The sequence below is a fragment of the Fodinibius sp. AD559 genome (assembly GCF_052712805.1).
Map to the genome: position 1 here is coordinate 159,176 of NZ_JBQPVW010000007.1, position 20,494 is coordinate 179,669.

19 protein-coding genes are annotated in these 20,494 nt (G+C 43.3%); 11 read left to right on the forward strand and 8 right to left on the reverse strand.

Annotated elements, in window-relative coordinates; translation table 11 throughout:
• Positions 1-135: 135 nt before the first annotated feature.
• Together dnaE and trxA are read left to right on the forward strand one after the other, a co-directional pair.
• On the forward strand, positions 136-3,618 hold the full coding sequence (gene dnaE / locus ACQ4LT_RS13075) for a DNA polymerase III subunit alpha (protein WP_445666507.1): 3,483 nt from the start codon (positions 136-138) through the stop codon (positions 3,616-3,618).
• 94 nt (positions 3,619-3,712) lie between these two features.
• The gene (gene trxA / locus ACQ4LT_RS13080) at positions 3,713-4,078 is read left to right on the forward strand and encodes a thioredoxin (RefSeq protein WP_445666544.1); all 366 of its coding nucleotides are present in this window, start codon (positions 3,713-3,715) and stop codon (positions 4,076-4,078) included.
• Between the two features lie 84 nt (positions 4,079-4,162).
• Here trxA and ACQ4LT_RS13085 read toward each other — a convergent pair whose 3' ends face one another.
• Positions 4,163-4,585 carry an ATP-binding protein gene (locus ACQ4LT_RS13085; protein ID WP_445666508.1) on the reverse strand — a complete coding sequence of 141 codons (423 nt, stop codon included), beginning with the start codon at positions 4,583-4,585 and terminating at the stop codon, positions 4,163-4,165.
• 61 nt (positions 4,586-4,646) lie between these two features.
• Entirely contained in the window at positions 4,647-5,954 is a 1,308-nt protein-coding gene (locus tag ACQ4LT_RS13090; RefSeq protein ID WP_445666509.1) for a Glu/Leu/Phe/Val family dehydrogenase, read from the reverse strand.
• 319 nt (positions 5,955-6,273) lie between these two features.
• On the opposite strand from ACQ4LT_RS13090, the gene ACQ4LT_RS13095 reads away from it, so the two are divergent.
• The 3 genes from ACQ4LT_RS13095 to ACQ4LT_RS13105 all read left to right on the forward strand — a co-directional run bounded on the left by ACQ4LT_RS13095 (position 6,274) and on the right by ACQ4LT_RS13105 (position 8,899).
• Positions 6,274-6,771: an HNH endonuclease gene (locus ACQ4LT_RS13095; RefSeq protein WP_445666510.1), complete on the forward strand. Its 498-nt coding sequence runs from the start codon at positions 6,274-6,276 to the stop codon at positions 6,769-6,771.
• Positions 6,772-6,879: 108 nt separating this feature from the next.
• Entirely contained in the window at positions 6,880-8,010 is a 1,131-nt protein-coding gene (mnmA, locus tag ACQ4LT_RS13100; protein WP_445666511.1) for a tRNA 2-thiouridine(34) synthase MnmA, read from the forward strand.
• Between the two features lie 133 nt (positions 8,011-8,143).
• Positions 8,144-8,899 carry a hypothetical protein gene (locus ACQ4LT_RS13105; RefSeq protein WP_445666512.1) on the forward strand — a complete coding sequence of 252 codons (756 nt, stop codon included), beginning with the start codon at positions 8,144-8,146 and terminating at the stop codon, positions 8,897-8,899.
• A gap of 81 nt (positions 8,900-8,980) precedes the next feature.
• Here ACQ4LT_RS13105 and ACQ4LT_RS13110 read toward each other — a convergent pair whose 3' ends face one another.
• Entirely contained in the window at positions 8,981-9,844 is an 864-nt protein-coding gene (locus ACQ4LT_RS13110; RefSeq protein WP_445666513.1) for an anti-sigma factor, read from the reverse strand.
• A gap of 85 nt (positions 9,845-9,929) precedes the next feature.
• On the opposite strand from ACQ4LT_RS13110, the gene ACQ4LT_RS13115 reads away from it, so the two are divergent.
• Positions 9,930-11,102 carry a metallophosphoesterase gene (locus ACQ4LT_RS13115; RefSeq protein ID WP_445666514.1) on the forward strand — a complete coding sequence of 391 codons (1,173 nt, stop codon included), beginning with the start codon at positions 9,930-9,932 and terminating at the stop codon, positions 11,100-11,102.
• 233 nt (positions 11,103-11,335) lie between these two features.
• Here the strand turns inward: ACQ4LT_RS13115 and ACQ4LT_RS13120 are convergent, their stop codons facing one another.
• The 3 genes from ACQ4LT_RS13120 to ACQ4LT_RS13130 all read right to left on the reverse strand — a co-directional run bounded on the left by ACQ4LT_RS13120 (position 11,336) and on the right by ACQ4LT_RS13130 (position 15,861).
• Positions 11,336-13,426 carry a thioredoxin domain-containing protein gene (locus tag ACQ4LT_RS13120; protein ID WP_445666515.1) on the reverse strand — a complete coding sequence of 697 codons (2,091 nt, stop codon included), beginning with the start codon at positions 13,424-13,426 and terminating at the stop codon, positions 11,336-11,338.
• A complete protein-coding gene (locus tag ACQ4LT_RS13125) occupies positions 13,427-13,870 on the reverse strand; it encodes a methylglyoxal synthase (protein WP_445666545.1) in 444 nt (147 codons plus the stop codon).
• A gap of 146 nt (positions 13,871-14,016) precedes the next feature.
• Positions 14,017-15,861, reverse strand: a complete 1,845-nt coding sequence (locus tag ACQ4LT_RS13130; protein ID WP_445666516.1) for a DUF5939 domain-containing protein — start codon at positions 15,859-15,861, stop codon at positions 14,017-14,019.
• A gap of 135 nt (positions 15,862-15,996) precedes the next feature.
• Between ACQ4LT_RS13130 and ndk the strand changes: the two genes are divergently transcribed.
• On the forward strand, positions 15,997-16,428 hold the full coding sequence (ndk, locus tag ACQ4LT_RS13135) for a nucleoside-diphosphate kinase (RefSeq protein WP_445666517.1): 432 nt from the start codon (positions 15,997-15,999) through the stop codon (positions 16,426-16,428).
• A 75-nt stretch (positions 16,429-16,503) separates the two neighbouring features.
• Entirely contained in the window at positions 16,504-17,673 is a 1,170-nt protein-coding gene (locus ACQ4LT_RS13140; RefSeq protein ID WP_445666518.1) for an exo-beta-N-acetylmuramidase NamZ family protein, read from the forward strand.
• Positions 17,674-17,682: 9 nt separating this feature from the next.
• On the opposite strand, the gene rlmB is transcribed toward ACQ4LT_RS13140, so the two are convergent.
• Positions 17,683-18,426 carry a 23S rRNA (guanosine(2251)-2'-O)-methyltransferase RlmB gene (gene rlmB, locus ACQ4LT_RS13145; protein WP_445666519.1) on the reverse strand — a complete coding sequence of 248 codons (744 nt, stop codon included), beginning with the start codon at positions 18,424-18,426 and terminating at the stop codon, positions 17,683-17,685.
• A gap of 78 nt (positions 18,427-18,504) precedes the next feature.
• Between rlmB and ACQ4LT_RS13150 the strand changes: the two genes are divergently transcribed.
• From ACQ4LT_RS13150 to ACQ4LT_RS13160, 3 genes are read left to right on the forward strand one after another with little or no spacing between them, the layout of a single operon-like run.
• Positions 18,505-18,852, forward strand: a complete 348-nt coding sequence (locus ACQ4LT_RS13150) for a hypothetical protein (protein ID WP_445666520.1) — start codon at positions 18,505-18,507, stop codon at positions 18,850-18,852.
• 1 nt (position 18,853) lies between these two features.
• Positions 18,854-19,186: a hypothetical protein gene (locus tag ACQ4LT_RS13155; RefSeq protein WP_445666521.1), complete on the forward strand. Its 333-nt coding sequence runs from the start codon at positions 18,854-18,856 to the stop codon at positions 19,184-19,186.
• Positions 19,176-20,060 (forward strand): glycerophosphodiester phosphodiesterase, encoded by an 885-nt coding sequence (locus ACQ4LT_RS13160; RefSeq protein ID WP_445666522.1) that lies wholly within the window; start codon positions 19,176-19,178, stop codon positions 20,058-20,060. Before ACQ4LT_RS13155 ends, ACQ4LT_RS13160 begins: the two co-directional genes overlap by 11 nt.
• A 14-nt stretch (positions 20,061-20,074) precedes the next feature.
• Here the strand turns inward: ACQ4LT_RS13160 and ACQ4LT_RS13165 are convergent, their stop codons facing one another.
• Entirely contained in the window at positions 20,075-20,494 is a 420-nt protein-coding gene (locus ACQ4LT_RS13165; protein ID WP_445666523.1) for a secondary thiamine-phosphate synthase enzyme YjbQ, read from the reverse strand.

Here is a 20,494-nt window from a genome sequence, read left to right on the forward strand (position 1 = left end):
AAATAGAATGTTTCCGCTCACCATTCAAACCCGAATGAATATTTTTTTGAGATTTATCCCAAAATACGCCTTAATATTGTCGATCAGGAATAGTATTATTATTCCAATCCAAGGATCAAAAGAAAAGCCTCCTGAATGAACTTCTCACACCTCCACAATCACACGCAGTTTAGTATGCTCGACGGTGCTGCGAGCATTAATCAGCTCATCAAGAAATCCAAACAACACGGCATGCCCGGGATCGCCATTACCGATCACGGAAATATGTTTGGGGTGCCGGAATTCGTCAACACAGCCAATAAGCACGACGTTAAACCTATTATTGGCTGTGAGTTCTATGTGACTCCCTCGGGGATGGAGGACAAAAAAGATCGCACCCGCTATCATCAGGTGCTACTGGCCAAAAATATGACTGGCTACAAAAACCTGTCTAAGTTATGTTCGCTTGGATATACCGAGGGCCTGTATTACAAACCCCGTATTGATAAGGAAACGCTGGCTGAGCATGCTGAAGGACTTATTGCCACGACCTGTTGCATTGCCAGCGAGATCAATCAGACGATTATCAACAAAAGTGAGAAGGAAGCGCGCGCCATTTTTGAATGGTATCTCAATCTTTTCGGGGATGATTATTATATCGAACTGCAACGACATGGGCTGAATGATCAGGACCGTTGTAATGAAATCCTTGTAAAATGGTCGAAAGAATACAATGTGAAAATGGTGGCCACGAACGACTGTCACTATGTAAATGAGGAGGATTCGGAAGCCCATGATATTCTGCTTGCCCTGCAAACCAATGCCGATATCAACGATCCCAATCGTTTTCGATTTACGGATGACAACAACAATCTGAATACCGATTTCTATCTAAAAACGCCTGAGGAGATGGAGGAGCTGTTTAGTGATCTCCCTCAGGCTATCGACAACACCAATGAGATAATCGAAAAGGTCGAAAATATAGACCTCAGCTCTGAGCTCCTGCTTCCGCATTACAGTATTCCGGATCAATTTAATTCAATGGATGAATACCTACGTCATTTGACGTATGAGGGAGCGAAAAAACGTTACGGAGAAATTACCCAGGAAATTAGCGAACGCCTTGAACAAGAGCTCGGCATTATAAGCCGGATGGATTTCTCCGGCTATTTTCTAATCACGCAGGACTTTACAACCGAAGCTCGCAAGCGGGATGTTTTCGTTGGCCCGGGTCGTGGATCTGCTGCGGGTTCTGTTGTAGCCTACTGCTTGGGGATTATCAATGTAGATCCCATGCGGCACGACCTACTGTTTGAGCGTTTCCTAAATCCCGAGCGCGTAAGTCCGCCGGATATTGATATTGACTTTGATGACAGCGGCCGGCAGGAGGTAATTGACTATGTTGTTGAAGAGTATGGCCGGCAGAATGTGGCCCAAATTGTAACCTATGGCACGATGAAAGCCAAGACAGCCATTCGTGATGTAGGTCGTGTGTTGGGAGTACCTTTGCAGGAAGTGAATCGAATCACAAAACTATTTCCCGATCAGCCCGGCCTTAACACCTTTGATAAGGTACTGGATAAATCAAGGAATCCGGAGTCAGCGAATGATATTCAAGAGTTGTTTGAACATCCCGATCCGCAGATTCAAAAGATGATGCGATTTGCCCGCACGCTGGAAGGTTCGGCAAGACAGACGGGCGTGCATGCAGCAGGTGTTATTATTGCGCCGGGTGAAATCAGTGAATATGTACCCGTAGCACTATCCAAAGATAAGGAATTGATTACGCAGTACGACGGTCCGCACGCAGAGGAATGCGGCCTGCTTAAAATGGATTTCCTTGGGCTAAAAACACTCTCCATTCTAAAAACATCCATCAAGTATGTCGAGAAAAATCACGGTGTCCATTACGAGCTGGATGAAATTCCTGAGAATGACGAAAAAACGTTCGAACTGTATCAAAAAGGAAATACCATTGGCACCTTCCAGTTTGAATCGGATGGCATGCGCAAGTATCTCAAACAGCTGCAACCGACGGAGCTGGATGACTTAATCGCAATGAACGCCCTCTATCGTCCGGGTCCCATGCAGTTTATCCCGGAATATATCGACCGCAAGCACGGGCGTTCGGAAGTGGAATATCCACACCCCGACTTGGAAGAACTCCTGAAGCCCACGTACGGCATTATGATTTACCAGGAGCAGATTATGAAAGCGGCTCAGAAAATTGCCAATTACTCACTCGGCGAAGCGGATTTGCTGCGCCGGGCAATGGGTAAGAAGAAGAAAAAAGTGATGGCCGAACAGCGCGAAATTTTCACCAAACGCGCTATCGACAACGGGGTATCCGAGGAAAAGGCTGAAGAGCTGTTCGATATCATGGCCGAGTTTGCCAATTACGGCTTTAACAAATCGCATTCTGCGGCCTATTCCGTAGTAGCATACCAGACGGCCTTTTTTAAAGCCAACTACCCAGCAGAATATATGGCGGCCGTGCTTAGCCACAACATGGGCGACATCGATAAGGTGTCGAAGTTTATTGAGGAGTGTAACCGTATGGGCATCACGGTTGATCCCCCCAATATTAACACAGGTCAGGGAAAATTTGTGGCCGTAGATGGACGTATTCAATACGGGATGGAGGCTATTAAAGGTGTAGGATCGAATGTGGTAGAGGAAATTGTCAAAGAACGGGAAGAAAACGGAAAGTTTGATTCCATTTATGATTTCGCGCGCCGTGTTGATTCCAGCGTTTGTAATAAGCGAACGCTGGAAAGTCTTTTCCAGGCCGGAGCTTTTGATGAGCTGAATCCCAATCGTCGACAGCTCTTGCAGCACATGGAGATTCTGCTCAGTTACGGATCGCGCGTGCAGGAGATGGAAAACTCTAACCAATCAGATCTGTTCGGGGATGGTGGAGACAATTCATCCGCCATTGATGAACCTCAACTGGAACCCGTTGATCGATGGTCAAATATTGAACGGCTTAACAAGGAACGGGAACTTATCGGCTTTTATCTGAGCGGCCATCCGCTGGATAGATTCCAAGAAGATGTGAATATGTTCTGCTCGCATACCCTGGATGCAGAAAAACTTAATCAGCTTAACGACGGAACAGACGTGCGCGTTGCCGGTATCATCACCAAAGTTAATCGAGTTACGGATAAAAAGGGTCGTCCATTTGCTTTTCTGGAGATGGAAGATCGCCACGGACATGTGGAAGTCGTTGTCTTTAATGAAGTATATGATCGCTGCCTGGGCATGATTCAGGAGGATACCCGTGTTGTAGTGGATGGCAGCTTCGATTCATCCCGGGGAAAACTACAAATCATTGCCAACGGCTTTGAACGCATAGAGAGTATGCGCGAAAAATATCAGGATCAGATTGAACTAAAGCTGGATATTGATACTAATTATGTTGATGAAGAGGATCTGGAACAGATAGCACAACTCTTCAGAGAGAATCAGGGAGAAACGAATATTCGGTTTAACGTGTTAAGCAGTGAAGCTAAACGGCCCTTTGCTATGCACGTACGCAAGTTTGTTATTGATCCCAACGAAGAATTACTGGATGGACTCAGATCCATTGTAGGTAAAGAAGCTGTTGCTTTAAACCGTTATAATGGCAATGGTCGGTAAGATAAGTTTTGATAATGCATTATATAGTAAGAAACGATGTGATAATTGGATGATATTATCCGATATTAATGCTGTTGCATTTAAGGCTATTTAAATAACAACTAATGAAGATGAAAGAAATATTATGAGTAAAGCAATCGAATTTACAGACGACTCTTTTGAAGACGAAGTCATTAATGCCGATGCTGACAAACCCGTATTGGTAGATTTCTGGGCAGAATGGTGTGGCCCTTGCAAAATGGTTGGACCTGTTGTTGAAGAACTGGCTGAAGAGTTTGAAGGAAAAGCGAAGATTGGCAAAGTCGATGTTGATTCTAATCCTGAAACATCGACAAAATATGGTATCCGAAGCATTCCATCGCTGCTAATTTTCAAGGACGGTGAAGTAGTAGATCAAATTGTTGGAGCAGTACCAAAAGCTCAGCTTAAAAAACAGCTTAAAGCTCAACTTACGAACTAACAGTTTTCAGCGATTTACTTATTACAAAAGGCGATGAGGCTTCCGCTTCATCGCCTTTTGTATTTTTACTCTTTTGACCTGCTGTCAACTATTATCTAACTGAAAAATAATAGTAACTTTGGAACCTCCTTTCGAAAAATGCACGTCATCTGCATATTGCCGGATCAGATAAACACCTCTTCCACTCTCATTTAATAAGTTCTCTTCTTTGAGAGGATCAGGTATTTCTTCGGGATCAAACCCTTCGCCTTCATCTTCAACACTGATAGTAAGAATCCGATTTTCCTCATCAAAGGTTGAAAGCACAACAACTTGTTTCTCCGGATTCTCATTATTGCCATGCATAATCGCATTATTCACGGCTTCGCTAAGCGCAAGCATAATTCGATTAGAATCCTCATCATTTACATCAGCCCACTGCTTAAGCTCATCGACGAACGACTCTAATCGTCCCATCTCTTCAAACTTGGAATCTAAAACAAGTTTTTTAATATCGGGTTTTGACATAAACAAAAAATATATGAAGGGATGTCTCTCATCGAAACATCCCTGAAAGTGCAAAAAATGACTAAGCGTACAATCCGCGCATTTTCAACGTCATAGCCACTTTATTAATTCCAAACACATATGCAGCTTGGCGAAGTGTAATATCATATTCGTTACGCACTTCAAACAGATTATCAAAGGCATTGCGCATCATCCTGTTAAGACGACGATTTACGCGCTCTTCGGTCCAGAAATATCCCTGGCGATCCTGCACCCACTCAAAGTAGGAAACCGTAACACCGCCTGCATTCGCAAGAATATCGGGCACTACCATAATGCCTTTATCTTCAAGAATGGAATCGGCATTAGCCGTCACCGGGCCGTTAGCCCCCTCAGCAATAATCTTGGCATTAATATTACCAGCATTTTCCCGGTTTATCTGATCCTCTTTAGCCGCCGGAATCAATACATCGCACTCCATCTGCAACAGCTCCTCGTTGCTGATCTTCTCGGCTTCGGGATATCCCTCAAGCGAATTATCATTATTTTTGGAATACTCTATTGCAGCCGGAATATCGATACCGTTTTCATTGTAATAGCCACCGGAGATATCACTGATAGCAATAATCTTGGCGCCCTGTTCATACATTAGCTTTGCACTAACTGAGCCTACATTCCCAAATCCCTGAACAGCGACGGTACATTTATTGGGTAAAATCCCCACCTTGTTGAGTGCGGCCAATGTAACCGTTACCACTCCACGTCCTGTAGCTTCTTTACGTCCGTGCGAACCTCCCAATATGATGGGCTTGCCGGTCACTACTGCCGTTTCTGTTTTATGAGCATTCATACTGTAGGTGTCCATCACCCATGCCATAATCTGCTCATTGGTATTCATATCCGGAGCAGGAATATCACGATCGGGACCAAATACCTCAAGCATATTCGCTGTATAACGACGTGTCAGTCGCTCCAGCTCACCGTCCGAAAGCTGTTTAGGATCAACGCGCACCCCACCCTTGGCTCCACCAAATGGCACATTTACAATAGCGCACTTCCAAGTCATCCACGCAGCCAATGCATTCACCTCTTCAAGCGTTACATCCGGAGCATATCGGATACCACCCTTGGACGGTCCCAGCAAATTATTGTGGATAACACGATATCCTTCAAAAACACGAATATCCCCACTGTCCATAACAATAGGGATGGAAACAGTAACCTGCTTAACGGGACTAGCCAAATATTGAAACATTCCTTCGTCAAGCTCAAGCACTTCCGCAGCAAAACGAAAACGCTCTAACATCGATTCAAAAGGTGATTCTTCATCAAGTTTGGGCCCGGGCTCCTTATAATAACCGGTGGTATACATATTTTTATTGTAAGGCATAAATTGAGATTAAAAAATCTGATCTTATTATGGTTAAAGGCTCTGAATCTTTTACGATATTGGTTGCCTGATAGCAATTTTTAAAAGACAGAAAGGTATAAAAAAATTTTTAGATGATATAGGTAAGATTTGAGAAGCACATGAAAAATTCTTTCGGCCGTAACACGATAAATAATATAACATCATTCCCCTATTAATACATAATAGCATGTTGCATTTGAATGAAATTTAATGTTGATTCTACACATTAAACATGCAGAGAAACGTTATAACATCTTTTTGATGTTAATTTCATTGCTGTAATAATAACATGGATGCTATGGACGCGAATGTTCTGGTATTAAATAAAGATTACCAACCGTTAAGTATTTGCTCGGTACACCGATCGGTAAAACTTCTATTCCTGGATAAGGCTGAAATGGTTCATGACTATCCAGAGCGAACCATCAGTACCGTCTCAGAGGATTTTTCGTATCCCTCAGTAATCCGGTTACGACGATACATCAACATTCCCTATAACCAGATTATCTTGTCGCGTCACAATATTATGAAACGCGACCATAAGACCTGCCAGTATTGCGGTTCATCGAAAAATCTTACGATTGATCACGTGTTACCCAAAAGTCGCGGTGGTAAAGACACGTGGGAGAACCTCGTAACGGCCTGCAATACATGCAATGTTGAAAAAGGAAACCGTACCCCTGAAGAAGCGAAAATGCCGTTGAACCAAAAACCTTTTCGCCCCATCCATATTACCTTCCTACAATCTATCCTGGGTGGTGTTCAGGAGGATTGGAAACCCTATCTGTATATGTAATGTGTTGAAAACACCCCATCAACGAACCTCAAATTCTCTTCATAAGAAATACATAAAAAAACCTTATCTTCGAGGTTCATTTACACTTTTCAAAATTCAACCAGTACAATGAGTAGCAAAGGACGAGTATTAGTAGCTATGAGCGGAGGGGTAGACTCCTCTGTTGCAGCTGTTATGCTCAAAGAACAAGGATATGATGTCATCGGAATTACGATGAAAACATGGGATTACTCCCGTGTAGGCGGAAAATCTGATAAAGAGACAGGATGCTGTACTCTTGAATCCATGAACGACGCACGACAGATTGCCGTAAACCATGGCTTTAAGCATTTTATTGTAGATATCCGTGACGAATTCGGCGATTGGGTTATCGACCGCTTTGTTGATGACTATATGAATGGACGCACACCCAATCCCTGTGTTCTATGTAATACTCACATCAAGTGGGCAGCACTGCTGCGCCGCGCCGATAACCTGGGATGCGACTATATTGCTACCGGGCACTACGCCAACGTACGTGAAGAAAACGGTCGATACGTTATTTCCAAAGGACTTGATCCCAAAAAAGATCAGTCCTACGCACTCTGGGGTGTCGAGCAAAAGCATTTAGCACGTACCATATTCCCATTGGGAAGCTACGAAAAGACTGAAATTCGCGATATGGCAGAAGAGTTTGGGCTGACAAAAGTAGCTGATAAGCCCGACTCCTACGAAATCTGTTTCGTCCCTGACGATAATTACCGCCGGTTTTTAAAAGATCGCGTTGATGGACTTGAAGAGCGCGTCAAAGGTGGCAAATTTGTCGATCAGGATGGAAACGTTGTGGGGGAACACGAAGGATATCCGTTTTACACCATTGGCCAGCGTCGAGGGTTGGATCTGGCACTTGGCAAGCGCGTGTATGTTACCAATATTAATCCCGATACTAATGTCATTACTATTGGCGAAAAAGAGGATCTCGTAGCTACTACCTGCAAGGCCAAAAACATCAATTTGAGTAAATATGGTGAAGTTCCCGGTGGAGAGATGGAAATTACCGGAAAGATTCGCTATAACGACGACGGGGTCGTTGGGCAACTAAAACAGCTGGGCGATGACGAAATCGAAGTCACCTTCCCCACCGGTCGCGAAGCCATTACTCCCGGACAGGCTGTAGTCTGTTACGAAGGTGATGACGTTGTCGGCGGAGGTTGGATCCATAAAGTAAATGTAGATACCAACGTTCTGCAAGAAGCATAATCTTTGTTGTTACTAAACGTTAAATAGCCTGCTCGTTAATTCGGGCAGGCTTTTTTATTTTATAGCGAAACTTTGTATCTGTTATTGATGTAAAAAGGCATAACTCAATTTATTTACCTAAACTTTTTTGATCATGAAAAAAGCGTCCTATTATCTTTCGGCTATGCTCTTGGTTGCTTCTTTTAGTCAGCAACCTGCTTCGGCACAATTCGAGGGCAAAATAACCTTTAACAGCTACAATTATTCATCCCAAGGAGTTGAGCAAAAAGACGATAATTTTACCTTGTATGTAACCTCAGAGCGCATTCTATTGCAAGGCGAAAAAGAATATGGATTTATGGAATCCATCCAAACAGAAGGTGTACTGGTTCGCCTCGACTTCGAAGATTTTGTCCTCCTTACCGGTGGCAATGAAGCCCTCAAAATTTCCAAATCCGATATTACCTCCATGATGAATATGTTTGGAAATGGACAGAGTGCAAACAAAGCAGCTGACAAAGCCGATAATGTTGATTATGAACGCACTGATGAATCAGCTACCATTCACGGATATCGGGCAGACAAATTTATTTTTCGTGATGAGCAAGAACCCAACGAACATACCGAAGTATGGATGACCAATCAGCTCGATGTAAACTGGGGTATGTTGGCTGAATCCTGGAGCGGCGGTGCTGAAACCATTATCAGCAGCCTGCCAACAAATCTTGTGTTTAAAGAAAAATATTTCCCGCTTAAAGTAGAGGTATTTAAAAACGATCAGCTGGTATCAAAGCTGGAGACCACTGAGGTAAGCCCTTCATCCATAGCCAAAGCCATGGTTCAGGTTCCTTCAGGCGTTAAAGTGCTCAGCTTCCAGGATTATCTCTTTCAGAAAATGAGTCAGCAGTAAAAATAGTAGTGAGATAAGAGTATTGAGTAGTGAGACTCTTTACCCACTGCTTTCTACTCAATACTCATCACTCGTTACCGATTACTGACCCTTAAAGCTTCCCATCAGGTGCATTTCGCCATCCGGTTGAGACGACCCGCCATCGGACTCCAGCGTCACGGCAAAAGAAAAATCATCTCCATTATCCAGCATATCCAAATCATCAGTCATAAATAATGCGTTTCCATTGTCATCTACCGAAAATGATTTAATATCTACAGCCTTATTATCAAAAATAGCCCAAAACTGATATTGTCCCTCTCCTCCCGGATCCGGTAACTCGGCAAGCCACACAACAGCCCTGTTATTCTGCGAATCCCAAATAACATTACCGTATCCAAAGGGATTCGCCTCCATCCCCAATAACCTCACCACATGCAACTGACGAGAATTAATCACTGCAAGCATCTCCTGCAGTTCCTGCATCTCATTTTCAAGATCTATTATCTGCTTTTCCTGTTCAGCAATAACATCACTTTGGGCACTAATCTCCGATCGTAAGGAAAAGGCATAAAACACCAGGCTCAAACAAATAAACCCCAGAACAATTGATAGTACCAATGTAAGAGACACTCTGGTTTCTTCAGAATCATCAGCTCCTTCTATAACCTCTTCATCCGACTCTACCTCTGCATGTTCCGATGAACGATCCGGCACCTGCTCATCCGAATCCTCCACCTCCGCAAGCAGCTCCTCTCTCAGCTCCTCCGGCGAAGGATCATCCCTGTCAGAAAATAAGAGTTTATTCCCCTTCGTGCGCATCTGCTGATACAGTTCCCGCTCCTCTTCCGTCGCCTCATCCAGCATTTCCTCGAACCGCATGCGCTCATCCTGATCAAGGATATTCAACACATAATCAGCACAAAGTTCTTTGAACGTTTTCGTATTTCCTTGTTGTTTAGCCATCGCAAAATGTATATTTGATGAATATTACGTAAGTCATTATTGCACCATAGAAATCAAAAAATTGAACCAAAAAAATTATTAAAACGTGCCCTGGCTCCTTAGAATGACACTCGTGGTAGCACTGCTCATGCTGCCCGTTCAACTTTACCTATCATTCAGCTATTACGCAAACCTCAAATCTGTATTTCAAAAACGGGTCATCATCCCCATTACCCTTCTCACATTCTACTTCTACCCCCTCGTTGCCCTAATCGACTTTTACACCACCGGAACCATTAATCTGCTCAGCTATCCTCAACCCTTGGTCTACTGGTTCTGGTTTGGACTCATATTCGTATTTCAATTGGCAACCTGGACCATACCCCTCGACCTCATCAAAGTCGCTACGAACTATTTTTATGGAGATAAAAACATCATTAACCGGTGGCATCCTCACATAATCGTTGCACTATTTACAGCTATATTTCTGTTTACCGTAACAAAAACCTACCTCCACACAACCCAGGTGGAAGCAGAGCATCATACAATTCCCGTAAAAAACCTGCCGGCATCACTCGAAGGGTTTACAATTATTCATATCACCGATATCCAGGGTGATGAATACACCGGCCGCGATGAAATCCGGAATTACATCCAACAAATAAATGCTCAGAATCCTGACCTCATTATTTTTACCGGAGACCTCATTTCCTACGGCACCGACTTTATTGAGATGTCAGCACAAGAATTGGGCAAAGCGGAATCAAAATACGGAACCATTGCTATCGTTGGCGACCATGATTATTGGGCGGGACTCGACAATATAAAACCTGCACTCAACGAACAGGATATTCCCTTGCTACAAGATGAAAATCACACCATCCAAATTGACAGTGCCAGCAAAATTACCATTACCGGCGTTACCGAGGTGTACAGCAAGCAATCCGATCCCGTAACAGTAGACTCTCTGACCAAAAACACAAGCAACAGTGCACTAAAAATATTTGTCTCCCATCAGGTCAATGACCAATTAATCGCAAAAGCCCAACAGCAGAACTACCACCTTATGCTATCCGGGCACACGCACGGCGGACAGATTCACGTACCATTTATGGGGATGAATTTTTCCGCATCTCAGCAGGAAACCAAATACATTCAGGGACTTTACCGAGAAAATGGCTTGCCCATCAATGTAAATAACGGGCTGGGATTTACGCTGGCTCCCATTCGATACGAAGCCCCACCTAACATTTCAGTTATTACCCTGCAAAAAGAGTGAAGTAACCTGCCTATCAGTTCCAAGAGAGTTGCACTCTCGAGTAATAGCTCTCTTCATCAACCAATTTTACTGAAACTAAGACGAAGATTTTTCATTTCACTATGCTCCATTCCAAATGACAAATCTAATTTTTCTGTCATATCGACCGTAGGGAGAAATCTATGTTTTCCACTATTATCTCCAAGGGCTACCATCCCACAGTGGGATCAAGCGCCCACGCTTCATGCTAATTACTATTCAATCAGCTCCAGCATTTTATCGGGATCATTGGTCGGCAACTCACATGCATAATTCTGACACACATAGGCGGTAGGCTTGTCATCTTTCATTCCAAAATCCGAAAGGTACGGTACCAAATCGCCAATCTTGTTATCCCTCGGATCGTGGAGAATAATGACCGATCGGGGTAAAAAGCGATCGTGCAGCGGACGTATAAATTGATTTATCGTAGAATCATTTTGGGAACCGGTGATAACAATTTCCCGGGTATCTCCCTCCACAAAATCAACACTTTGCAGGGCCGCACCAAAGCTCGTCGGCGCTTTTTCAATACTGTTGGCAAACAGCTTTAGCGATTCATCCGCCATCTGTTCCCACTCAGTATTTGCGGTCATTCGTCCTAATCGAAGCAGGTTCATCATGGCAATAGAATTCCCTGAAGGCATTGCCCCGTCATAAATTTCTTTCTTACGACCCAGCAGCTCCTCAGCGGATTCATCCGTAAAGTAAAAACCACCGTTTTCATTATCCCAAAACTGATCCACAAATTGCTCATTCAACGAAATGGCCTGCTGCAAATATTCCGTTTTAAATGTAGCCTCATACAGTTCCAAAAGTCCCCATATGACAAAGGCATAATCGTCGGCATGACCATCAATAGCCACATCCCCATCGCGATAACGATGCTTCAGAGTTCCTGCATCAGTTACCATCTTATTATGAATAAACTTCCAAGATCGTTCGGCTTGTGTAAGATAATTTTCATTTTCAAAAGCCGATCCCGCCTTGGCCAACGCAGCAATGATTAATCCATTCCAATCAGTAAGAATTTTATCATCAAGGAGCGGATGAACCCGTTTTTTTCGTTCCTTCAATAATTTTGCTCGAATTGATGTCAATGCAGAACGGAGTTTTTCAGATTCCATATCCCGCTCTTGGGCAAGTTCTTCAAATGGTTTTTGAAGATGCGGAATATTCTTGCCCGTTTTCCGACCCGTAGCCTCATCATGATAATTGCCTTCATCAGTCAGGTTATAGGCTTCGATAAAAAGCTCCGCCTCAGCCAATGGTAATATCTCTCGAATTTCCTCGGTGCTCCAAACATAAAACTTGCCCTCTTCTCCCTCACTGTCAGCATCCTCAGCAGAATAAAATCCACCCTTTTCATCCTGCATCTTACGCATCAGGTAACTGCAAATTTCATCCGCCGTCTGCTTGAATAAGTCGTTATTGGTGCATTGCCACCCTTCGGTATAAGCCATCAACAGCATCGCCTGATCGTAAAGCATCTTTTCAAAGTGAGGCACCAGCCATTGCTGATCCGTTGAATAGCGGTGAAAACCTCCGCCGACCTGATCAAAAACACCGCCCATTCGCATCCGGGTGAGCGTCTTCTCTACCATATCCAGCGCTTTTAAATCCTTGTGGCGATCAGCATAGCGAAGCAAAAACATTAAATTATGCGAGCTCGGAAACTTGGGTGATGAACCAAAACCGCCAAATTGCTCATCAAACTGCTTCTCATACTGATGATAGGCTTCATCTAAAATATCACTGTCCAACCGATCTGCCCGCGTAAATACATTCGACTTCTGAAAAGCATTGACAATTTCATCTGTAGAGTTGATAATTTTTTTCCGGTCATTCTGCCAAAGCTTGGAAAGCCATGGAATCAACTCGCGCATTCCAGGTCGTCCCTGCCGCCCGACTTTGGGAATGTACGTCGCCGCATAAAAAGGCTTCTTATCAGGCGTCAAAAAAACGTTGAGCGGCCATCCGCCACTGCCGGTAAGCATCTGACAAACCAGCATATAAGTATTATCGATATCCGGACGTTCTTCGCGATCCACTTTAATATTTACAAAAGCTCGATTCATCAATTCAGCAACCTGCTCATCCTCAAACGACTCGTGCGCCATCACATGGCACCAGTGGCAGGTCGCATAGCCGATAGATACCAGCACCGGCTTGTCTTCTTTCTTTGCTTTTTCAAATGCTTCTTCTCCCCATGGATACCAGTCTACCGGGTTATCGGCATGCTGTAGCAAATACGGACTGGATTCATTTGCCAGGCGGTTTTGATTGTGATCAGGAGAATCAGTCATTTACTTTTTATCCACATCTTTAGAAAAACGATCGCTGTAATCCACAATAAAACGATCGTACTCTTCATCAATAAGTTCCGTTGAAATCAGAAAGTCGGCCGATGATCGATTACATGCCATTGGAATATTATAAAGCACACCAATCCGCAGCAGTGCTTTTACATCCACATCATGAGGCTGGGCCTGCAGCGGATCCCAGAAAAAAATCATCATCTCAATCTTATTTTCTGCAATGGCGGCTCCAATTTGCAGGTCCCCTCCCAGCGGTCCACTGTTAAAGCGATTTACATCCAACCCTACCTTGTCGGCAATCATCTTGCCTGTCGTTCCCGTACCAAACAAATTGTGCTTTGAAAGCGATCCTCTGTTAAAATCGCACCAATCAATTAAATCTTTTTTGCGGTGGTCATGGGCAATAAGAGCAATATTCTTCCTTCTTTTCATCTTTTTTGCTCCGGGTGCAACAGGCTGCCGAGAATCTTCTTTTGCGTTCATATCAGATATATCATTTTAAAAGATAGTGTGGTCAGCAGATAAGCTACGGTAAGTAGAGGTGGCTCTCAAGCTATAATTATAGATAATAAATAATCCTACATAGCCAATCGAAGAGGAGAATCACTTATTTGAATTCGCTTGATGGAAAATGATTCTTTTTCAAATCCCTTAAGACGAATATTCATGTCCTCAACTCTTCCTCTATTGTCGGCTTCCTCAAGCTTTTGTTGTAAGCTATGATTATCAAACACCTTCTGAGAAATGATAAGTTCCTTTTCTGAAGCGTAGTCCACAAACCGGGAAGCGATATTGACCGTAGAACCAAAATAATCAATTCGGGTATTGAGATTTACAGCAACACAACTCCCGTGATGGATACCGGCCTTAAGCTGAAAATCATCGGTAAAGCGGTCGTCATCCGAAATCATTTTCTGTGCCCTCATATAAGCTTGCAGCGCCTGAACAGGCTCACAAAATACCGCCATCACCGAATCACCGATGGTTTTAACAATAGCACCGTTTTCTTTAGCAACTGCTTGATGTAGGATCTCAAAGTGATCAATAACCTGCCCAACTGCTTTGTCATCCCCTTCATCGTTATACATGCCCGTTGAATCAAACAAATCAGTAAACATCAATGTCAGGTTATTGACTGAAATCTTTTCGCCCTTGCGTAATACTTCATCTCCAAACAGATTGCGAAATAGCTGCGAGGAAGTTGCCCGGGCAGCGCTTACTCCATGCAAAGACCAGCTCTTGCGTTCGAGGGTAATCAGCTGATTTTTATCAGTCGTATTTTCAATACTCAAATTGGGACTATTTGCAATATACACCTCTTCACCGGCAAAACCAGTTGGGCTAATATTTACATGAACCGTATCATCCCCATCTTTATCAACATGCACCATTGCTGCACCCTTTGACTGAGTCGAGCGCAGAATATATTCTCCTGATGGCAAATCCGCCATCAAATAGCGCTTTTGACTGGGTTTCAGATACTGCTGCAATAGCACGTGCGACTTCTGTTGTGGCCCCCGGATACAATATTGATCCTTATTTATTTTACGGACCAACGGATGCGGTATAAAACTAAGCTGAACCGTTTTATTAAAGTTGACCTTAAATTCCTTCTCACACTTGTCACAATAAATCGGCTCATGAATCTGATTCAACGTTTTTACCGACTCTTGAATACTTCTACAGGAAGGACAATACAAATCCCAGTTAAAGTTTAACAAATTGGCTTTGGCTGCATGGATAAAAACCTCAAAAACCTTCTCCTCGGATAACTCCCACTGCTCCGCAAGTTTGAGTGGAGAAATCTGCTGCAGCTCTAAATCATCGGCACGACGAATAAAGTTAATCAGCCGTTCCAGCACAGCGGCATCAACCTGGCTGTTATACAGCTCTTCCTTAATCTGTTGAAGTCGCTTCTCACCACCTCGCACTAATCCTTTTTTCTTGGCAATCTCATAGTGGTGACGGTCACTTGTCGCTAACTGATCATAGGTATCAATCACATTTTTTAAGCGTCGCCTCACCAACGTTTTAAGTTTTAGTGTTGTCCAAAACGAAAGGAGTTTGTTACGGGGAATAGCCCAAAGCTTAACAATTAATCGACTTCCCTTTTCATTTTCCTTTAAGTCAATCTGGATTTTCAAATCCTTGTACGCCCCCGACTGGTAATGCCGAACTACGCCAAAGCGAAATGGATACTCCCATTCATAAGGTTCTTCTTCCCAAACTTCGTAACGGTTGATTCCATTGTAGGAGAGCTGAATTAAATCCTGATCTACTGACTGTGTAATATGGGCTTTCTGAATACTCGGCTGCTTCAAATCCTTAAACAAGCGATTGGTATCAGTAATAAATGGCCAAATCTCCTGTGGTAGAGCATTGATCTGCCTGCTCCAAGATAATTGTACCGTCTTATCAACCATTGATCTCCACCTTTTTATAAGCCAAAAAGTTCTGCACAATTGGCTTCGTGAATTAGTGCAGTAAGCGTTATATTTATGTCCTTTATTTAAAAGAGCATAGAAACCCTAATCTGTTACAAATTTTCAAATTACTTTATGGCAGTAGAACGAACTCTAACAATTCTAAAACCAGATTGCGTACGAAAAAATCTAATTGGCGAAGTTACCCGCCGCATTCAAGAGGCCGGATTTCGCATTGTTGCGATGAAAATGACTCGTCTGACCCAAGATACTGCGGGCGGATTTTATGCCGTTCACAAAGAACGCCCATTTTTTGATGAGCTTGTTGAATTCATGAGCAGCGGTCCCTGCGTACCTATGATTCTCGAGAAAGAAAACGCTATTGAAGATTTCCGTGAATTTATTGGTGCCACCGATCCAAGTGAGGCTGAAGAAGGAACCATTCGCGCCGACTTTGCCGACAGCATAGGTGAAAACATTATCCACGGATCTGACTCCGTTGAAAATGGCAAAAAAGAAGCCGCTTATTTCTTTTCCGAAGCTGAAGTAGTGGCTAATAAAGCCTAACCAAATTTCGAGGATATGCGAGCTACTACAATCCTGCTTTCCGTTTGTGGGTGCTTAATTTTATGGGGTTGCAATTTGAACCAATCCAAACCAACAGTAAAAGTAGGTGCTCATGTGTTGCTTGACAACCACCTTAATGAGCTCGAAGACAAACGCGTGGGCTTGGTTATGAACCCCACGGCCCGCGTAGAAGGCTCGCATATGCTTGATACGCTCATTGCTCGCGACATTAACGTTACGGCACTCTTCGCTCCCGAACACGGCTTTCGCGGAGATATAGGAGCCGGAGAAACCATTGAAGATGGCATTGACCAATCTACCGGTCTGCCCGTTTTTTCGCTCTATGGAAAAACCCGCACACCTACCCCCGAAATGCTCGAAAAAGTGGATATTCTGCTTTTCGATATACAGGATGTCGGTGCGAGATTCTATACCTACAATGCTACGCTCGGTAATATTATCGAAGCGGCAGCAGCCCAAGATATTCCCGTCTGGATTTTAGACCGACCCAATCCCGCCGGTGATTTAATTTCGGGATGGATGATGCAGGACGAGCATCAATCATTTGTGGGCAAATATCCTATTCCCATGGTACACGGAATGACGCTCGGCGAATTAGCCAAAATGATGGTAGGCGAACAATGGATTAAAAATGCCGGGCAAGCGACTGTTCGGGTAATTCCCATGGAGGGATGGAACCGCTCAATGGAATGGCCCGAGACAGGCCTGGAATGGATTCCTCCATCTCCCAACCTGCCCAGCTTTTATCATGCCTATGTTTATTTGGGAACCGTGCTTTTTGAGGGCACAACAATGTCTGAAGGACGCGGCACGGATGATCCTTTTCTTCGAATTGGATCACCGCAAACCAAATTGACCACTTCTCATATTGCACAGCTTCGCCGACAATTTTCAGGTGTCAATATTGAGCGGCGCTCTTTCACTCCCAAATCTATTCCCGGTAAAGCTTCGAATCCCAAATTTGAGGGCGAACAGTGCCACGGTATTGCCATACAAGTGACTAACCCCGATGCATTTAACCCTGTTGCTCTTGGGGCCGAACTTTTATCAACACTACGTGATGCCACACCAGAGGCTTCGCTCAATGATTATATGCCGAAACTCAGCGGTATTGATAATTCGTTTCTACAAGAACAGCTAAAAAATGATTTATATCTCAAAAACTGGGAGAAAACAGCTCAAGACTTCAAGGAGCAACGGAAACCATATCTTCTTTACGAATAATACTCAGACCTACACTTTCCGCTTCCACTCATAACAGAGCAGCGCAGCGCTTACCGAAGCATTCAACGACTCTACATTATTCTCCATGGGAATGCGAAATGTATAATCACAGTGCTCCAAGGTTTTTTGGCTGATGCCACTCCCCTCGTTGCCAACGACAAATGCCAGTGGGCGATCTACCTCCAGATCCCACAGTTCTTGATCCCCATCCATATCCAGTCCACCAATCCAAAATCCTTCATCTTTAAGTTTCATAATGGACTGATTAAGATTACCGACACGCACGATAGGGATACGTCCGGCCGTACCGGCTGATGTCTTATGAACGGTAGCATTGATCGGCGCCTGTCGATGCTTGGGAACCAAAACAGCCGAAATTCCTGCCGCCGCCGCTGTTCGAAGCATGGCACCCAAATTCCCGGGATCCTCAATTTCATCTAATAATAGAACAGCCGGATATTCTGATGTATCAATGTTATCAAGCCAGCTTCCAAAATCCTGATATGATATCTGGCTCATAAACGCTACTATGCCCTGGTCGTTTACGTTTCCCACAAGATCATTAAGTTTGGAACCTGGAACGTGTGAAATAGGTATACGATGTTGGGATGCTAACTTAAAAATCTCGGCGAGTTGAGAATCGTGCAGCGAATCGCGCACAAAAATCTTTTGCATGCGTTCAGCTTCATTCCTCAATGCTTCTTCAACAGAATTGCGACCATAGATGTAAATATTTGTATCACTTTCTGACATGATAAATCACGGAATTGAAATATTAATAATTTCGTTTAACTTATAAGTACTTAACGGCTTATTAAAAAGGGTATACCCATGAAAAATAAGAACCCAAAAGATGATTCGTTTCCGTCCTCTGACTCATCCAATATAAAGGATTCCATACATAATTCTGTCATTTCTCATTATGTAGAACAAACCCATTCGCTTTCATCATTCTACATGATTGCTGCAGTATCACAGATCTTTCTGGGATTGACAGTTGTTACGGTATCTGTGTTAGAGCTTATCCAGCCACAATGGCTTTCTACCACGCTAATAATGATTGCCAGTGTAACAACTATGATTGGTCTTTATCTTCTGTATATTACCGTTGCCAAAAGAAAAAATCATAATTCCTTGCTACGCAACGCCATGCAGCGGATCATGAAACACAAAAACTAATATGACGGACTTTAACGATTCCGACACACAGAACCGACTCCAATCTTACCTTACCGTACACCTCAAAAAAGACGAATTGTCGCTCTCCGAAAGCGAACAATTGGATGCTCTTCAAAAGAAAAAACGGAATAAGTGGATTCAACTTGCCGTAAATATAGCGGCTATTCTGTTTTTTGGCTACTCCTTTTATTTTGATATAACCCAGCTCGGCAAAACTTTTTTCTTCATCATCTTTGCTGTCTTTGCGATTAATGTGGGGCTAATATTCTATCAAAAGAATCAAATCGATGAGCTGCTGGAATACCTGCAATGGAAAATACAGCATGAGAATTAAGTTTCTCTATCTTATCTTGGCTTTTAGCTCTATTGCAACTGTTAACTGCCCGGCTCAGCCATCTATGACGCAAAAACATAATTTACCCACGCTTTACAACGATGATGGGGATAATTTTATCATTATAGCCCACCGCGGAGCCAGCGCTTATTATCCCGAAAATACCATGATTGCTTTTGAAAAAGCGGTAGAATTGGGAGCGGAGATGATTGAACTGGATGTCATGATGAGCCAGGATGGAGTACCAATTGTATTTCACGATGCTAAACTTAACAAACATACCAACGGCAGTAGCTACGTCAAAAATTACACGCTTAAAGAACTCAAAAAGCTGGATGCCGGTTCTTGGTTCGATTCCAAATTTTCTGATCAAAAAATTCCCACACTGGAAGAAGTACTGGAATTTGCATCAGGGGAAATTGCGCTCAATATCGAGATTAAAACCGAAGCTGTGTCTGATGACATTCAAAACGGTATAGAACAAAAAGCACTTCGGCTTGTCAAAAAATATGACATGGAAAATCATGTGCTGTTTTCCAGCTTTGACTATCGGGCCGTTCAACATCTCAAAAAATTAGAGCCCGATATACCCGTAGCATTGCTTTACAATAGAAATCAATCAAACCGATTGCTGCCACACCAGCTCGTTGAAAAATATAATGTGGATGCTTTTAACTGTAGCTATCAACAACTAAAAAGAAAATGGATGGCTGATCTCAACAAATATGACATCCCAACTTTTATCTATACCGTGGATAGCAAAAAGCGAATGCAAAAGCTCATTGCGGGGGGGGTTACCGGAATTTTTACTAATAAACCCGACCTCCTGAAATCTGTTGTGCAAAATTACCATCTAAACAGTACAACAGATTAACACATTTTGTCAGACTATTTTCCCATCACTTGCAAGAAAATTCTGCGATCTCTCGATTTATTATCATGATTTAAAATCACAACCTGCTGCCAAGTCCCCAGCACCGGTTTGCCATCGTGCAGCGGTACCGTTATTCCCGGTCCCATCATCGTAGCACGCATATGCGAAAAACCATTGTCATCACCCCAGGTTTCACCATGACGCGTAGTTTGTTTGTGTGGAGCAAATTCTTCCAGCTTATCCTTCATATCTTGCACCAACGCAGGCTCAAATTCTATTGTCGATATCGAAGCCGTGGAGCCAATCGGAAAAATATGGATAATCCCCTCCGAAAACCCACTTTCCTCAGCAAATTCCGTCACATACTCCGTAATATTTTTAATATCCGAAAATCCATCAGCTCCAATCGTAATCTCTTTGCTAATTATATCCAT

What these genes read in the sequence shown, in the direction of transcription:
- dnaE (WP_445666507.1), top strand. Translation starts at nt 136, where the DNA reads ATGAACTTCTCACACCTCCACAATCACACGCAGTTTAGTATGCTCGAC.
- ACQ4LT_RS13085 (WP_445666508.1), bottom strand. Translation starts at nt 4,585, where the DNA reads ATGTCAAAACCCGATATTAAAAAACTTGTTTTAGATTCCAAGTTTGAA.
- ACQ4LT_RS13090 (WP_445666509.1), bottom strand. Translation starts at nt 5,954, where the DNA reads ATGCCTTACAATAAAAATATGTATACCACCGGTTATTATAAGGAGCCC.
- ACQ4LT_RS13095 (WP_445666510.1), top strand. Translation starts at nt 6,274, where the DNA reads ATGGACGCGAATGTTCTGGTATTAAATAAAGATTACCAACCGTTAAGT.
- mnmA (WP_445666511.1), top strand. Translation starts at nt 6,880, where the DNA reads ATGAGTAGCAAAGGACGAGTATTAGTAGCTATGAGCGGAGGGGTAGAC.
- ACQ4LT_RS13105 (WP_445666512.1), top strand. Translation starts at nt 8,144, where the DNA reads ATGAAAAAAGCGTCCTATTATCTTTCGGCTATGCTCTTGGTTGCTTCT.
- ACQ4LT_RS13110 (WP_445666513.1), bottom strand. Translation starts at nt 9,844, where the DNA reads ATGGCTAAACAACAAGGAAATACGAAAACGTTCAAAGAACTTTGTGCT.
- ACQ4LT_RS13120 (WP_445666515.1), bottom strand. Translation starts at nt 13,426, where the DNA reads ATGACTGATTCTCCTGATCACAATCAAAACCGCCTGGCAAATGAATCC.
- ACQ4LT_RS13125 (WP_445666545.1), bottom strand. Translation starts at nt 13,870, where the DNA reads ATGAAAAGAAGGAAGAATATTGCTCTTATTGCCCATGACCACCGCAAA.
- ACQ4LT_RS13130 (WP_445666516.1), bottom strand. Translation starts at nt 15,861, where the DNA reads ATGGTTGATAAGACGGTACAATTATCTTGGAGCAGGCAGATCAATGCT.
- ndk (WP_445666517.1), top strand. Translation starts at nt 15,997, where the DNA reads ATGGCAGTAGAACGAACTCTAACAATTCTAAAACCAGATTGCGTACGA.
- rlmB (WP_445666519.1), bottom strand. Translation starts at nt 18,426, where the DNA reads ATGTCAGAAAGTGATACAAATATTTACATCTATGGTCGCAATTCTGTT.
- ACQ4LT_RS13150 (WP_445666520.1), top strand. Translation starts at nt 18,505, where the DNA reads ATGAAAAATAAGAACCCAAAAGATGATTCGTTTCCGTCCTCTGACTCA.
- ACQ4LT_RS13155 (WP_445666521.1), top strand. Translation starts at nt 18,854, where the DNA reads ATGACGGACTTTAACGATTCCGACACACAGAACCGACTCCAATCTTAC.
- ACQ4LT_RS13160 (WP_445666522.1), top strand. Translation starts at nt 19,176, where the DNA reads ATGAGAATTAAGTTTCTCTATCTTATCTTGGCTTTTAGCTCTATTGCA.
- ACQ4LT_RS13165 (WP_445666523.1), bottom strand. Translation starts at nt 20,494, where the DNA reads ATGGATATAATTAGCAAAGAGATTACGATTGGAGCTGATGGATTTTCG.